Annotated in this window: 16 protein-coding genes; 11 read left to right on the top strand and 5 right to left on the bottom strand. The window is 39.8% G+C overall.

Annotated elements, in window-relative coordinates; translation table 11 throughout:
* The 5 genes from rfbA to K1X84_01175 form a co-directional block, all read right to left on the bottom strand.
* The coding region (gene rfbA / locus K1X84_01155) for a glucose-1-phosphate thymidylyltransferase RfbA (protein ID MBX7150217.1) at positions 1–818 on the bottom strand (818 nt) is incomplete at its 3' end.
* Entirely contained in the window at positions 815–1,912 is a 1,098-nt protein-coding gene (locus K1X84_01160; GenBank protein MBX7150218.1) for a hypothetical protein, read from the bottom strand. The genes rfbA and K1X84_01160, both read right to left, overlap by 4 nt.
* A gap of 14 nt (positions 1,913–1,926) precedes the next feature.
* Positions 1,927–3,078 (bottom strand): glycosyltransferase family 4 protein, encoded by a 1,152-nt coding sequence (locus K1X84_01165; GenBank protein ID MBX7150219.1) that lies wholly within the window; start codon positions 3,076–3,078, stop codon positions 1,927–1,929.
* An 8-nt stretch (positions 3,079–3,086) separates the two neighbouring features.
* The gene (locus K1X84_01170) at positions 3,087–4,223 is read right to left on the bottom strand and encodes a glycosyltransferase (GenBank protein ID MBX7150220.1); all 1,137 of its coding nucleotides are present in this window, start codon (positions 4,221–4,223) and stop codon (positions 3,087–3,089) included.
* A complete protein-coding gene (locus tag K1X84_01175; GenBank protein MBX7150221.1) occupies positions 4,220–4,948 on the bottom strand; it encodes a PASTA domain-containing protein in 729 nt (242 codons plus the stop codon). The genes K1X84_01170 and K1X84_01175 overlap by 4 nt, the downstream gene beginning before the upstream one ends.
* A 182-nt stretch (positions 4,949–5,130) precedes the next feature.
* Between K1X84_01175 and K1X84_01180 the strand changes: the two genes are divergently transcribed.
* The 11 genes from K1X84_01180 (at position 5,131) to K1X84_01230 (ending at position 15,852) form a co-directional block, all read left to right on the top strand.
* Positions 5,131–6,279 (top strand): response regulator, encoded by a 1,149-nt coding sequence (locus K1X84_01180; GenBank protein MBX7150222.1) that lies wholly within the window; start codon positions 5,131–5,133, stop codon positions 6,277–6,279.
* Positions 6,280–6,364: 85 nt separating this feature from the next.
* Positions 6,365–6,709 carry a response regulator gene (locus K1X84_01185; GenBank protein MBX7150223.1) on the top strand — a complete coding sequence of 115 codons (345 nt, stop codon included), beginning with the start codon at positions 6,365–6,367 and terminating at the stop codon, positions 6,707–6,709.
* Positions 6,706–7,395, top strand: coding sequence for a ComF family protein (locus K1X84_01190; GenBank protein ID MBX7150224.1), 690 nt, complete (start codon positions 6,706–6,708; stop codon positions 7,393–7,395). The genes K1X84_01185 and K1X84_01190 overlap by 4 nt, the downstream gene beginning before the upstream one ends.
* Before the next feature lie 7 nt (positions 7,396–7,402).
* Positions 7,403–8,161 (top strand): carbon-nitrogen hydrolase family protein, encoded by a 759-nt coding sequence (locus K1X84_01195; protein ID MBX7150225.1) that lies wholly within the window; start codon positions 7,403–7,405, stop codon positions 8,159–8,161.
* Positions 8,158–9,048 (top strand): diacylglycerol kinase family lipid kinase, encoded by an 891-nt coding sequence (locus K1X84_01200; protein MBX7150226.1) that lies wholly within the window; start codon positions 8,158–8,160, stop codon positions 9,046–9,048. Before K1X84_01195 ends, K1X84_01200 begins: the two co-directional genes overlap by 4 nt.
* An 82-nt stretch (positions 9,049–9,130) precedes the next feature.
* On the top strand, positions 9,131–9,835 hold the full coding sequence (locus K1X84_01205; GenBank protein MBX7150227.1) for a Crp/Fnr family transcriptional regulator: 705 nt from the start codon (positions 9,131–9,133) through the stop codon (positions 9,833–9,835).
* A 121-nt stretch (positions 9,836–9,956) separates the two neighbouring features.
* Entirely contained in the window at positions 9,957–12,059 is a 2,103-nt protein-coding gene (locus K1X84_01210) for a response regulator (protein MBX7150228.1), read from the top strand.
* An 18-nt stretch (positions 12,060–12,077) separates the two neighbouring features.
* Entirely contained in the window at positions 12,078–13,169 is a 1,092-nt protein-coding gene (locus K1X84_01215; protein ID MBX7150229.1) for a response regulator, read from the top strand.
* Between the two features lie 8 nt (positions 13,170–13,177).
* A complete protein-coding gene (locus K1X84_01220; protein ID MBX7150230.1) occupies positions 13,178–14,023 on the top strand; it encodes a PHP domain-containing protein in 846 nt (281 codons plus the stop codon).
* Positions 14,020–15,126 (top strand): TIGR04552 family protein, encoded by a 1,107-nt coding sequence (locus tag K1X84_01225; GenBank protein MBX7150231.1) that lies wholly within the window; start codon positions 14,020–14,022, stop codon positions 15,124–15,126. The genes K1X84_01220 and K1X84_01225 overlap by 4 nt, the downstream gene beginning before the upstream one ends.
* A 12-nt stretch (positions 15,127–15,138) precedes the next feature.
* A complete protein-coding gene (locus tag K1X84_01230) occupies positions 15,139–15,852 on the top strand; it encodes a TIGR04283 family arsenosugar biosynthesis glycosyltransferase (protein ID MBX7150232.1) in 714 nt (237 codons plus the stop codon).
* Positions 15,853–15,855 lie beyond the last annotated feature (3 nt).

A 15,855-nucleotide genomic window follows, 5' to 3' on the forward strand; every position in this document is an offset into this window, starting at 1 on the left:
GGGTAATTCTCCAAGCTTTTTACGAAACCTTCAATGGAAATAAATCCCTGCCGGAGAGCCGCTTCCTCTATACTTCCGATCATCAGGCCTTGCCGCTGTTCGATTGATCCGATAAAATTATTTGCTTCTAACAGTGCTTGGGGAGTACCGGTATCAAGCCACGCAATGCCGCGGCCAATTTTTTCAACCTTGAGTTTTTGCTGATTGAGATAAATGCGGTTCAAATCAGTAATTTCGAGTTCACCGCGAGCAGAGGGTTTTAGGTTTTTGGCGTGTGTCACAACATGGTTGTCATAGACATAAAGGCCCGGAACCGCATAGTTGGATTTTGGCATTTTCGGTTTTTCTTCGATGGATAACACACGGCCGTGTTCGTCAAATTCTACGACGCCATAACGTTCAGGATCGTGTACAATATATCCAAAAACTGTAGCTCCATCCGTTGTATTCTGTATAGCCCGTTTAAAAAAATCAAGAGGACCGTAAAATAAATTATCACCTAAAATCAAAGACACGCGATCCGAGCCTATGAATTTTTCACCAATAATAAAAGCTTGTGCAAGGCCTTCCGGCTTGGGTTGCTGAGCATATTCGAATTGTAGTCCCATGTGGGAACCGTCACCCAAAAGCCTTTTAAAGCTATCGGCATCTTCGGGCGTAGTGATGATCAAAATTTCTTTGATCCCGCCTAAAATCAATGTAGATAGGGGATAATAGATCATTGGCTTATTGTAAACATACATGAGCTGTTTACTATAAACTTTACTAATAGGAAACAAGCGGCTTCCGGCGCCACCAGCTAAGATAATGCCTTTCATTCTGATCTTCGTTTCGTTAGTAATTGATGAGTGTCAATATAATTTTTGATAGCCACAGCCGCTAAATGATGTCCATTGCGATTCCAATGTCCGTCACCTTTAATTACAAGGTTGTTCCAATCATTCGTTTTAGCGTAGTCTTTAAAAACCGGAAGCAAATTAAGAACATCAAGGTTATTTTCTATGCCAAATTTTTCAAGTTGATCAAACGGGCGTTGGTTAGTCCATTGTGCAAAGCTGCCACCGTAATAAGTATGGTGAGGAATAATAACCACCAAAGTTTTGGCACCATGTTTTTCACATTGTCTTTTAATCTCCAGCAGGATCTTTCTTAAAAGCTGCCATCCTTCATGCTGTGAATCATATTCAGGCAAAGGATCAAATCGACGTGAAATATAATTAAATTTTTCAACTAAAAAAGCGATAAAGCGGCTATGCTTCTGCCAAAATCCTATTACACGATTTTCTCCTGCGTCATCTGAAACAGTGAGAGAGGAGTCAGGTCGAGTAATTGGAAAATTAGTTACTATTAGAGAATCTCCATTGGATTGCAAAAATGGGCGATTGATTGAATCCAAGTTCCTGCCAATATTGGTTATAAATAAACCAACGATAACTAAATCGGGCTGATAGTTAAAACCTTCGGTTTTTAAATACAACAATTGTTGAGCGGTGCCATAACCGCTTACGCCCATGTTAATTATTTCTGTTGAATCCAACATGCTTTCTAACATATTGCTATAACGATCATTTTCACTGACTCCATGTCCGAACGTAAAAGAATCTCCGACAATTACAATTCGAGCATTAGAATTCCTTTCGTAAGAATACTCATGAGCATTTCTGGTCCCTTGAGCGTTAATTTTATATTCAGCCGAATCATTACCAATATAATGCATAACTCTGACATTGGGCCGGTGTCGCCAACCCAGTAAGGGGTCGTATTCATCTTTGAGTTTTGCTGTACGCCTGTTTTCAGGTATTGACAATGGCGGTTTAGGTTTGTAAAAGAATCGGACAAGAAGCTCACCGCCAGCAAAAAAAATAAGTATCGAAAAAACGATTTTAACAAAGAATGATAGAAAGTTTTTCATTTGATTCCGATAAGTTAGACTATTGCTGAGAAAATCTTATCAAGACGTTCAACAGTCATTCGAATGTCGTGATTTTTTAGGGCATAGTTTCTTGCATTGCGGCCCATCGTTTTTCGTAACTCTTCATTTTCAATCAGCAGGTTAACGTCAGCAGTCATTCGTTCGAATGACTTTGAATGAAATCCCATCTGATTTTTTTCAATAACACCGTCCGGATCACAATGCAATGTTACTACCGGTGTTTCACGCATCCAAGCCTGAATATACGTATTAGGAAATCCTTCGCGTCCCGGTAAGGTGGTGTTGACAAAAATACTGGCTTTTGAGAACCACATATTCGATTCATCCCAACTCAAAGGACCAATATAACGGATGTTATTTAACCCATTCATTCGATTTTGAATTTCCTGCCAGTAATTCTTGTGTGGCATCGTTCCAGCTATAATAAACTCAGCACGAGTAATTTGCAACTGCCGTGCAAGGTCAACGAAAAGTTCTAATTGTTTTCTTCTTCCAGTATTTGCAACCCAGAGAATATAAAACCGCTCATTTTTTTGAAACGGTGGTCCTGGCACTTCTTGGCTGGAATTGACAATAGTTGCTTGTTTGTTATACAACGATTCAAAGCCTGCAAGCTGATAAGTGTTTTGAGCTATAATCGTATTCGATTTAATAACAGTTTGTTGGAAAAAATAATCTGATAATTTTGCATGGATATATAAAGGGACGATTTTGAACGGATTGAGTTTGTTTTTCTTAAATTCGGTTGTATTAAATTCTTTTACCAGATCATTATCTTCAGCGCAATGGTATAGTATCTTACATTGGTTTTGTTCGGCAAACCAATAGGGAATAGGTGAAGAGGTGAATCGTGATCGACCGCGCTGATATATACAGTCAGGCTTAATTTTCTTTAAAGTGTTCATTAAATCCTTACGAAAGAACGAAAACAAGCTTTTCCGCTGTATCCAATGAATTTCAATATTTTCGTAATTGCTAGCGGTATTAACTTTCGACGGGTCTGAAGTTTCTGCGATAAAACTTACATTCCATTTTTTTTGTGCAAGATATTTGCCAATCAAAAAAGTTTGTATTTCAACCCCCCCAACTCGTTCTGAAATAAAATTAGTGACAATAAAACATATCTTTTTTTGCTCTTTGGACAACTAAACACTCAATTTTTGATAAGATTTTCAATTTGATCGGTTATGCTTTCCAATCCAAATTCATTTCGAGCATAACGGATTGCGTTATTGCTCATCACGTTCCAGTTTTCTGTAGCCTTTAACCATTGCTGCAGTATATTTTTGATGTCAGGAATAGAGTTTGAAACATGCCCTAATTGTTGTGATGTAATGATCGAATCCGGATTACAAAAAAAACTTATCGTTACTGTGCCGGACAACCATGCTTGCACAAAAGCATTGGGGAGGCCTTCATATCCATCTTCCGTCGTATTGACTAAAACATGTGCTTGTGCAATGATTTCCTGGCTTTTTTCAAAGGGAATAACACCAAGGAACTTTAATTTTTTAGTTTTTTGTAAATATTTTTCAATCAAAGTGTGGTATTTTTGGTCGACTATTTGTCCGGCCATCCAAAATTCGCAATCTAAATCTTGACATATTTCAGCAAGTTGCAAAAATAATTCAGGTCTTTTAATTGGCTTGATACTGCCGATCCATAGCACTTTAAAAGGGAATGATCGCTGAGCGCTTATCGGAATAGGGTGTCCGGATTTAATGACAATTGAATCACGCTCGAAATTAGTCTTAAGTTGTTCGCTTTGATATACAGTTTGAACGATAATCCGGTCAGCATTTTCGATGCCGTATTCGCACATCCAATCGTTTATTTTGGCTTCAGTCTTTAAAAGAAATCTTTTTAGAAAAAAACGGTTTTTCCTGTTAAGCTGGGCGATGTATTTTCCTCTTTGAACTCCGGTTTCCCCTGCACTGGCCCAGATAAAATTTGTTTTACTACGTTTACAATAGCGAGCGGTTATGCCGGTTAATATATCCCGGCCCCTTTGATAATAAAACGAAGCATTAACTTTTTGGAGCCGCTTTAAAATTTTAAAATAATTTAAAATAGGAACAAATTTTCTTTGTGGAAGCCAATGAACAAATAATCCTTCATGGATTTCATCAGCTTCTTTTTTACTATCCTTTGTATAAGCGATAAAATGGACTTCCCATTTCCGTTTCGATAATTCCTTGCCCAGCAGATAAGTTTGTACCATTGGGCCGGTAATAGTCGCTTGAGAATCGGATATAAAAGAATCGCATACAAAACAAATTCGTTTGTTCACTCATCGTCCTTATCGATTGAACTCACAACCAAATCGATTGCAGTTTGAGGGGCAACTACTTGTGAAGAGTCCAGTGATTGTGAGATTATGGTACCGGGTAAAAGATCATTATGGTATTTTTTCGTAACTTTACCCAAGCTCAGTCCGGATTCAACAATCATGGTTTTAGCCTCTAAAAGAGTTTTAGAGATCATATACGGAACGTGTGCTTCCGTAAGAGTGCTGCCAAGACTTACGATGAGGTCTACAGAACTTCCGCTTCGGATTTTACTGTTGGAAGATATGGACTGATCGATGACGACACCTGCCGGAAACTCAGGCGATGGTTGGTGCGTAATATTTCCGACCTTGAGTCCGATGGATTCCAGCGTGAACGAGGCATCTCTTAAAGTTGTCAATTTTACTGAAGGGACCGTCACCATTAATTCATCCTGGCTGAGAATCAAACGTACAACGCGACCTGATTTAACGATTGCACCGGGTTCCGGGCTTTGGTTGAGAACAAGATTCTTTGGAAGAGTAGGTTCAAAGCGGTATTTAACTGATAAAGTCAGACCAGCTTTCTCGAGTAATTTTTGAGCGTCACTAAACTCGAGTTTAACGACGGAAGGTACAGCCACATCTTTTTCAAAATGAACGTATGACGGCATAATCACTTTATCAGCTAAAATGATTAAAATAACAGAGTAAATGGCTACCGTCAAGGCGGCTTTTAGCGATCTCACATCAAGTAAACTTGGGATGAAAAAATAAAAAATAATAAGCTAAATTCAGCGCGTGAATATATTTAATGAACGTGATAAAATCAAGCCTGATTTCAACTCATTAACTACTGTTTTATAAAAGGATGCAATTAATTTGACAATCGGACGAATGTTTAGTAAGATTTACATAGTTTGGTGAAGTTATGAGCGAAAAAAATTTATCAAATAAACAGTATCACGTTTTGGTTGTTGATGACGAAGAACTGAATGTTCGGTTTCTTTCGACTTATCTTTCGCGTAAAGGTTATATCGTATCGACAGCGCAAACAGGGCAACAAGCCTTGGATCAAATCAAAGAACAGATGCCGGATGTTGTGTTGCTGGACGTGATGATGCCTGAAATGGACGGATTTGAAGTTTGCCGGCAGTTGCGTGAAGATTCCTTGACGCATATGCTACCCGTAATTATGGTTACAGCATTGAGCAGTGTGGAAGATGAAGTGCGGGCGCTGGATTCAGGTGCAGATGATTTTTTACCAAAACCTATCAATAATCTCGAATTGCTGGCGCGTTTACGATCATTACTGCGAATCAAATCCCTCCATGATCAATTGAAAGACAGTAAAAATGAACTGGAAGAGAAAAATAAAAGGTTGGTGGAATTACAAGGATTGCGGGATTCATTAACTCAAATGATCGTACACGATCTTAAAAATCCATTAACTGGGATTATGGGCTGTGCGGAATTATTGATGATGACCAAAGACAGTTTATCTGAAAAACAAATTGTGATTGTAAAAAAAATCGATGAGAGCGCCACGACCATTTTAAATATGATCTCGGATATGCTTGATATTAGCCGGATGGAGGAGAACAAACTCGTACTGCATAAACAATTGTTCAGTATAACGGAAGTTTTGCAAGCCAATATCGAAGAGTTCAGTATCATGATGCAGAAAAATAATATTACCGCCGAAATCAGTTCGAACGGATCATTACCGCTTGTCAACGCCGATAAAGATTTAATCAATCGCGTTGTGGCCAATCTTCTTCATAATGCCGTCAAACACAGTCACCCTCAGGGAAGAATCATTCTCACTACTCACCATGATCATGATTCAAAAAAGGTTACAATTTCGATTGAAGATTTTGGTGAGGGCATACCGGCAGAATACCATGAAAAAATATTCGAAAAATTTTCGCAAGCCGACTTGAAAAAATACGGATTAAAAACCGATCGCGGTTTAGGTCTGGCATTTTGTAAATTGGCCGTTGAAGCACACGGTGGTCAAATTCGTGTCGAAAGCCGTCTGCATCAAGGAAGCAAATTTATTTTCAACATTCCCGTATAATTCCTCATAAAACTCTATCAAAACATTTTCTGGATTTATCTCTTTCGATTGACTATACTTCGATCAGAAAATTAAAAAAGAATTTATGATCGCAGTTATTGAAGATGATTTAATGTTTCGTTCGAAATTGAGTGCGACGGCAAAAGCCAAACGCACTGAAATTCAATTTCTTTCAGGATCTATTGAGTTCAATTTTGAGGAAATTAAATTTTTACAGCCATCAAAAGTTATTCTTGATTTGAATGCAACAAAGCTTGAACCTCTCAAGCTATTGCAGAAACTCAAATCGGTTCCCGATACATCAGCAATTCCTGTCATTGCATTTTTGTCGCATGTGCAAACAGATTTGTATGTTGCAGCGCAAACAGCAGGATGCGATAGTATACTGTCACGGTCGAAATTTGTACAAGAACTGGAAATATTGTTATGATGAATCCATCGGTTTTTTTTAGGAACGTCATTCAGAACTTGCTTGAATTTATTTATCCGCCGTTATGCGTTGTTTGCGACGGTCAGATCGATGCAAATGATACATTGATCTGCAGTCAGTGTTGGAGCGGACTGAAGAGCGTTAAAGGGCCTGTAGAATACGGCATTCTTGAACGTTCGCACATCGATGAAATTCGATCAGGCTTTTATTATGACAACATTCTGCAATCGATTATTCACTATTTAAAATATAATCAGGCGCCGGGCCTTGCAAAAAAGATGGCCGAACTCGTTGCGCCAAATCTGGTCAATCATCCGGAATGGGCGCGTGCGGATGCACTAATTCCAATTCCATTGCACAAAGCAAAAGCCCGCGAGCGGGGGTACAATCAAGCCGAAGTCATTGCGCGACATCTTTCAAAACTTACCGGCATACCATTTTGGCCGGATGCCCTGATCCGAAAGTCTAATACAGTTTCGCAGACCAAAATGAAAAATGCTCAGGACCGAATTGAAAACATGAAAAATGTTTTCGAAATACGTTGTTCAGTACGAGAAAAACGCCTGATTTTGATCGATGATGTAATTACTACCGGCGCCACGGCTAATGCTTGTGCACAAGTTTTAAAACATGAAGGCGCACATTCTGTATACGTTCTATCGGTGGCTCGGCCGATTTTTGATTGAAATAATTATGGACATTCGAATAGTTCTATATCAACAAAAGCTCATTGGGAAAATTTTACCTGAAGATTTTAATGCCATTAAGAACATGCATCCGGATTTCGTGTGTCTTCCGGAATATTTTTTTATCAAAGAGGGATTCGGACATGTGGAACAAGCCCGATTTGCCGAAGAAAATATCGAAGCTATTTCAAAATTATCAATTGAGCTGGACTCAGTTTTGATTGGGGGAAGCATTGTTGAGAAAATAGAAGATCGTTATTTTAATGTTTCATATATATTCGATCGTGGTCTGAAAATCGGACGATATTGCAAAGTGCATCTTTTTAAAGGTGAGTTGCATTCCAATCTTACGCCCGGCCATGATTTTAGAGCCTTTGATATCCAGGGCATACGCGTGGGACTGTTGATTTGTGCTGACGTATTATATCCGGAATCATTTGCAGCAATGAATAATTTTCAATGTGATATTGTTTTTGTACCGACGACATCACCGAAGAAAACCGAAACGCTGGCGGATAAATTGGAACGGGATGAAATTATTTTCGTAAAAGGTGCCCAAACGGCTGAAGCTTATATAGCTAAATGTTGTGCTGTAGGAAGTATTTTTAATTCACCGATTCAAGCAAGGAGCTTGATCGCGTCACCGGAAACTATCATGCAACGAGCGGGTTTGGAAGAAGAGGAAAAACCGCTCATAATATCTCAAACGTTGTCCATTGACTGGATACGCAATTATAAAATGGGAGCAGGTAAAGAAACAGTATGAAAATTGGTTTTGTGGTTAATCCTAAGGCGGGCGTTACCAAAAGTGCGTATCAGGAGATTCAGGAGTTCTCTAAAAAGTTAATTCGTGAAAAGCATCAGATAGACATAAAAGTAACGCAAGGACGTGGCGATGCAACGATGATTGCCCGGGAATGGGCCAATCAAAAATTTGATCTTGTGGCCTCGGTGGGCGGTGACGGAACGGCCAATGAAACCGCGCAAGGACTGATTGATTCCGATACGGCGTTCACTATTATCCCGTATGGTTCGGGAAATGGTTTAGCTCGCGGGTTGTCGATTCCGCTCAACCGCGAATTAGCCGTTCATGCCATGGGTGCTTTTACAACCAAACTCATCGATGTAGGCGAGGTAATCGATCGTGATCAACAACGATTATTTTTTGGATTTTCAGGAACAGGTTATGACGCGTTTATTGGCAAATTGTTTAATGAACGTCACGGACGACGCGGTTTAATGAGGTATGTATACTTGTCTTTGACCGCTTATAATAAATTTAAGCCTGTTTCAATGACTCTTAAACTTAACGATCAGGAAATTGCCTGTGAGCCATTTGTTTTAGCAATTGCCAATACTAATGAATATGGCAACGGAGCCATCATTGCTCCCAGAGCGATTCCGGACGACGGTTATTTTGAAGTATGTTTATTGCAGGAAATGACTTTTTTAAAAGGCGTTCTTCATGGTTGGAGGCTTTTTAATGGGTCAATTGCTGAATTGCCTGGAGCTTTAATGCTAAGGGCGCAGGAACTTGAAATTATTCCAAGTGAAAAAATTTATTACCATCTTGACGGCGAGGCACAAGAAACAAGCGGACCACTTAAATTTCGCATTTTGCCCAAACGAATTAGAGTAATGGTTCCGGCTTAAGAATATAACTTGACTCTAAGACCTTAAAAAACTAATTTTTCACCGAGAGTGGAAACCTTAGCATTTAGTTTCTCTTCATACTATGAGCGAGCAGAATAATAATTCGGTCAACAAAGTCGATTTCTTGAAAAAAGTTCCGATCTTTAGCGAACTTGCACGTAAAGACTTAGAGCGCATTGCTCAGGTAGCTCATTCGCGAAAATATTATCGAGATAACGTCATACTCATCGAGGAAGAAACCGGTCAGACATTGTTCATTGTTATGAACGGCCAGGTCAAAATTTCGCGTGTGAGTGAGGACGGGCGAGAGGTTATTCTGGCCGTGATGGGTGAGGGCGATTTTTTTGGTGAATTGTCTTTATTGGATGGCCAATCCCGTTCAGCCAATGTCACGGTTTTAAAAGATTCTGAAATGCTGCTTATTCATCGCGACGATTTTTTACGATTACTTAACGAATTTCCACAAATCGCCATTAACCTGTTACGCGAATTAGCGGGCCGATTAAGAAAATCGGATGCACAGATCAAAAGCCTTTCGTTAAAAAACGCTACCGGTAAAGTAACGGCCACGATTTTAAGACTCGCGGAAGACATCGGAGTGTTTTCGGATAAGCAATTGGAAATATCTAATCTTCCTACTCAGCAAGACTTGGCTAATATGGCCGGAACCAGTCGCGAAACTATTTCTCGTGTGATTCAAAAACTCATTAATCGTAAAGAAGTTTGTAAAGAAGGTAATAAACTGATCATTTTAGATTACGAACGCTTCAGAAAAGAATACTCGTAATTTTATTCAATGAAAAATTTCCATAAAAGCCAATCTCGATAAGGGATTGGCTTTTATATTTAATGGATTTTATGATCAGATTCGTATATATTGAGCCACAATTTTCAGAAATTGCAAATCCATGAATTTTAGACCCAAAATTTTGGTATGTGAGCCCAATCCACAGACCATGGTTACGTTGACCACCATCCTCACGCACAACAATTATTCAATGGAAAAAGCCTATGATGGGCATGAGGTGTTGGATAAAATAAAAACACTTCATTACGATCTGGCACTTGTCTCAGCAGACATGCCGGGAATTGATGGTTTTCAGGTGTGCAGGCTTTTGAAAGAAAGCGAACAAACCCGTCATATTCCGGCCATGATCATAGCCTCGATGAGCGATCATGTGACACGCAATCGGGCTATCGAGTCCGGTGCGGAAGAGTTTATTACTACGCCGATTAATCGGGTCGAATTGCTGGCTCGCGTGGTTACCTTGCTTCGAATTAAAAATTTGCACGACACGCTTCAGCGTCAGATTCAGGAAAAAGAAGACGAACGGAAAAAATTGGCTCAAAAAACCAATGAACTTCGGATTCTGTCTGAAATTGCCCGGGTCGTTATTTCCGTGAAAGACCGGCAAAGTGCAATGAATGAAATTGTCAATCATATTCGCAATGCATTTGCCGTCGAAGGCGTTCTGCTTGCCATAAGACATGAAACAGCATGGGTTGTTGAATCGCTTTCGGACAATCTTTCGCAATTGCATTCAGGACAGATCATCGATAAAACCGTTACCATTTTCGATTATGTTTTGCAAAATGAAAAGCCTGTCATTGTCAACAACGTATTGACTGATGAGCGCTTTTCGCCTTTGCTTACCCGTTTTACGGGTTTTATGATCAAAACCGCTTTATGTTCGCCGATTTTCGTTCGCGGCTCACTCATTGGCGTGTTGGTTATTTTTAATAAGAAAGATTTATCGTTATTTGAAACCGCTGATTTGACTTTACTGATGACCTTGTCGGGACAAATTGCGCTTGCCATCGAAAACATGCAGCTTTTTGACCGACTGTCCAGTTACAATAAAAATTTGCAGGAACAAATCAGCGTTTCAACACAAGCCTTGCTTGATTTGAAAAATTTTAATGAAAGTATTATTCAGAATATCAGTTCCGGGCTTATTACAGTGGACTTTTCAGGGAAAATTGTATTTGCCAATCGTGCAGGCGCAGGTATTCTTGGATACAACGAGATTGAATTGCTGGATAAGAATCTTACCGATATTATTGGCTCCAAAGCGGCTCAGACTATTCTACAGCCGCATGAAGGCGATACGAGCGTTGGAGCGGAAATATTGATTCAAACAAAGCAGGCCAAAGATATCTACATCGGGTATACTACCAGCTTTCGTTATGATCCGGAAAAGAAAATGGTCGGATATATTCTTAGTTTCCGCGATATTACTCAAATAAAGGAAATGCGTTCGACGATTTTGAAAATGGACCGGCTGGTTTCTTTAGGCATGCTGACGAGCGGTATTGCGCATGAAATTCGTAATCCGCTTGCGGGTATTAAAACTATGGCGCAAGCTCTTGAAAAAGAACTCGGGCCCGAGGATACGCGGTTGGAGTATGTCAGCCGGATTATCAAACAGATCAATCGATTAAACGAGTTACTTAAAGCTTTTTTTACGTATGCCAAACCGGTACGCCCCGAAAAGCAATACTGCAATCTGGCTGACATTGTTAAAGAAGTTCGTGAACTAACCCGGCAACGTTGTGAAAATGAAAAGATCAACGTGGAAGAATTTTACGATCCATATATTTCAAAATTATTTGTAGATGAAAATCAGATCGAGCAGGTGTTGATCAATTTGATCATCAACGCCATTGACGCGATGAAACACGGCGGTGTATTAACTGTTGAGGCACAAAATGCTAAACGTGCTTTGCCGCCGCGTTTTGCCGAAGCGCGTGAGATGATCGAAATAAAAATTTCCGATACCGGTATGGGAATTTCAAAAGAAAACCTGAAATCTATTTTTGATCCGTTTTTCACTACTAAACAAAACGGCGTCGGATTAGGATTATCTATTGTTTACCGAATTATACATGAACATGGCGGGGAAGTGCTGGTCGATAGTGTTGAAAAAAAAGGAACGACATTTACTATTTTACTGCCGCTGCATGATCAATTGCATCATGTAGACATTGACAGGCGGATATCCATGACGTAATTAAATTCCAGGATTACTATGAAGAAAAAAGTTTTGGTAGTTGATGACGAAGAAGATTTGACGTGGAGTATTTCAAAAAATCTGGCTAAGGACAAAGACATTTACGAGATCGTTTGTGTCAATAACGGCCAGGAAGCGTTGAACGTTTTGTCGCAAGTTCCGGTCGACTTAGTTGTCAGCGATATTAAAATGCCTGGCATTACCGGGCTTGATCTGCTCATGAAGATCAAAGAAACATATTCGAGCACCAAAGTCATAATTATGACGGCATTTGGTTCAGCGGATGTACAAAAAGAAGCTACTGCTCGTGGTTCATTGTATTACATCGAAAAGCCTTTTGAAATTGAAGACTTGCGGACATTAATTAATAAAGCCATTGCAGATAAAAAAGGTTTCGATGGCAAAGTGACAGATTTTCAACTGTCAGATCTGATTCAAATGAACGTATTGGGAAGAATGATAGCTGCGCTCGTTGTAACAAAGGATAACGAACGTGGTACGATTTACTTTGCCGAAGGCAATATTGTCCACGCGGAATGCGGATCCATTGTTGGCGATGAAGCCTTTTATAAAATACTTTCATGGGAAGACGGTAAATTTGAATTTCGTAAAGGAGAACGGTCCGATCAGGAATCGATTACGCGAGGCTGGCAGAGTTTGCTTTTGGAAGGAATGCGACGAAAAGACGAAGTCAATCCGGAATCGAAAACCCAAATGAAAGAAGTTTCACGGCAGGAAAGCTTAGAGAAAATCAAAGGCTGTTTGGGAGAATTTATCAAATTGAAAGGCATTGATTTGATATCTATCGTCGACGGTTCAGGCTTTTCGCGCGCCTCGTTGCAAAATGACAAAAAAGAAGACGTGTTGGATATTACAAGTTTACCGGGAATCATCACTCCTGGATTGGAATATCTGAACAAATGTAATGTCGATGTAAAAGGCAATGGCCTTCGTATTGTTACAATTGAATACAACAGTAAAACCCTAATTTTTTCACCTCTGCCATCGGGAGTTGAATGGTTGTTTATCGTGTGTGAGCCTGAAGTGAACTTAGGGGCTGTTCGCATGGCGATAAAAAAACAAGTGCCGATTCTCGCAGATATTTTATAGGATACTTGATGGTTCTCGATCAAACTGATTTCGTCGATTTGCATATGCATTCCGTTCATTCGGACGGACAATTGCCGATTCGTTCTATTATTGATTTTGCGGCAGGCGCCGGATTACGGGCGATTGCCATTACCGATCATGACACGGTAGAGGGCGTTGATGAAGCGATGCAGCTAGGCCGTGAAAAAGGACTTGAAATAATTTCGGGTGTTGAACTTAGTGCAACGATTGAAAACAGAGACATTCATATTTTGGGTTATTTGTTTAATCATTCGGATAAACATTTTTTGGATCGTATCAGTCATTTTAAAGATGAGCGTTATAAACGGGCTGAAAAGATGGTGCGCAAACTGAACAATGCCGGAGTTCATTTACAAATGGATTCTGTAATGGAATTTGCGGGCCAAGCGGCTGTGGGACGTCCGCACATTGCCGATGCAATGGTGAAACACGGATTTGCCGAATCCATCGAAGTTGCTTTTCGTGATTATATCGGCTACGGCGGGATTGCATACGAAGATAAATTTAATATTACACCGGAAGAGGCCATTCGCATTATAACAGACGCTGGTGGTCTTTCATTTTTGGCGCATCCTTCACTTAATTTGAAGCAAAAATATTTATACCAAGTGATTCGATCAGGAATTCATGGAATCGAAACCATTCATCCGAATCATTCAGAAAGCTCGTCAAGTTATTATAAGCGAATTGCTATGCAGCATGCTTTGCTTGAATCCGGCGGATCGGATTGCCATGGCCGTAACGGTGAAATCAATATCGGGAAATATCGAGTGCCTTATAGGGTAATTGAAGCAATGAAAGAAAAGTTGAACAAGAAAACGGGGGGTCGATGAGTCATACGGCCACGATACCTCAATTTCATAATGCTTATACCCATCTATCCGACAGAGAAGCGCATTACATCAGCCAGATGACGATCAGCGATCTGGAGGCTATTCGATTGGTTTTGGAGGGTAATTCGGTCATTGACTGGTTCCGACTTGATTTTTCTTCAGACGAACAAATCGAATTATTTCTTAGAGTCAACGGTTATGACGCTAATCAAACCCATGATCTTAAGCGCATCGACCGGCTTCGTCGGGAAGCTATTGCGTATCTGGATTTAAATTACCCGCACCGGCTGCCGCCGGAATTACGCGAAAACGAAATTCCAATTCATAAATTATTTTATTGGGCATCGGGATCTTACAAACGCTCGAAAATTCAAATGTTTGCTTGCATGGTTTTAAAAATCATGCATACGCTCAATCATATCGATGCGCGGGAACTTATGCATAGTTGTGAATTTCGCGCATCGGAGTTGTACACGGCCGTCGAACGTAAAGTTGAAAATGCGATCGTGACTATGCAAAACGAAGGCTTCCATATTGTTGATTTTTACGGAAGCCATAAAGATAAATTCAGTATGATAACAAAGCTTATTTCCAAGAAAGAAAATCATGCGGCGGCCATTTATGATAGAATACGATTTCGTATCATTACTTTAACGGTGTCGGACATTTTACCTATGCTATACTATCTTGGGCGAACAATTTGCCCATTTAATTATGTAATTCCGGGGAGTTCACATAACAGCCTGATTCCTTATCCTGACTTGCTTTCCCATTTTTCGCGATTTGAGCATTATGCTTCATATTTACGAAAGACGACGTCATTATCAGGTGCTGCGAAAAATAATTCCAACCAATTTTCAGATCCAGGCTACAAAGTCATTAATATTGTTAGCGACGTGCCGATAAGGGTCGATGAGTTGTTGTATACGCCGGATTTTGCTGAACTCGGAAGGATTATTTTCGTGCCGGTCGAGTTTCAGATTATGGATCAGGAGACGTATCACAGTAACGAAGCAGGCAACAGCAACCACAAAAAATATAAACAACGACAATCCGAAGCCGTTAATATCCGCTTGGGAATCCATCTTACTGACCACTTCTAACGCTATTTCTCCATGCGCATTTCTGCCATTGTTCCTGTCCTGAATGAAGAATCTGTTATCGATTCGTTTCTGCAATGGCATATGAATTTAAACGAAATAGACGAATGGATTGTAGTGGATGGGGGAAGTAACGATCGAACACTTGAACGAGTTGATGCATTTCAAAAACAATGTGCAAAGATCAAATTAATATCAGGCGAGCAGTTACGAGGTCGTGCAAAACAAATGAATGCAGGAGCTTTATCAGCCAATGGCGAGGTTTTATTGTTTTTACATGTTGACTGCAAATTGGATCGACTTGCTCCCGCAGTTTTGAAAAATGCAATGGGTCACGAGCATTTAATCGGCGGGGGGTTTTATAAAAAATATGAAAATGAAACCGTATTATTGAAAATTTATCGCTCAATCATGAATGTTCTTCGAACTCAGTGGCTGAGAAATTTAGTCGGGACAAATGGGATTTTTGTCAGGAAAAATATTTTTGAAAAAATCGGCGGTTATCCGGATACCCCGATCTTGGAAGACATGCTTTTATGTGATCGTATGAAATCAGCTGGAAAATTGGCCATGATCAAACCCTATATAATTGTTTCATCACGTAGATATTTTAAAGATGGCGTTCTTCGGAGAATTGTAATGGCCTTAAAAATTTTGTTCTTGTTCCGAATTATGAAAATATCACCCGATCAATTAAAATCGTATTATCTGAAAACAGTTAAGGAGTAGTGT

This window comes from bacterium (genome assembly GCA_019695335.1).
Lineage (GTDB): Bacteria > CLD3 > CLD3 > SB21 > SB21 > JABWBZ01.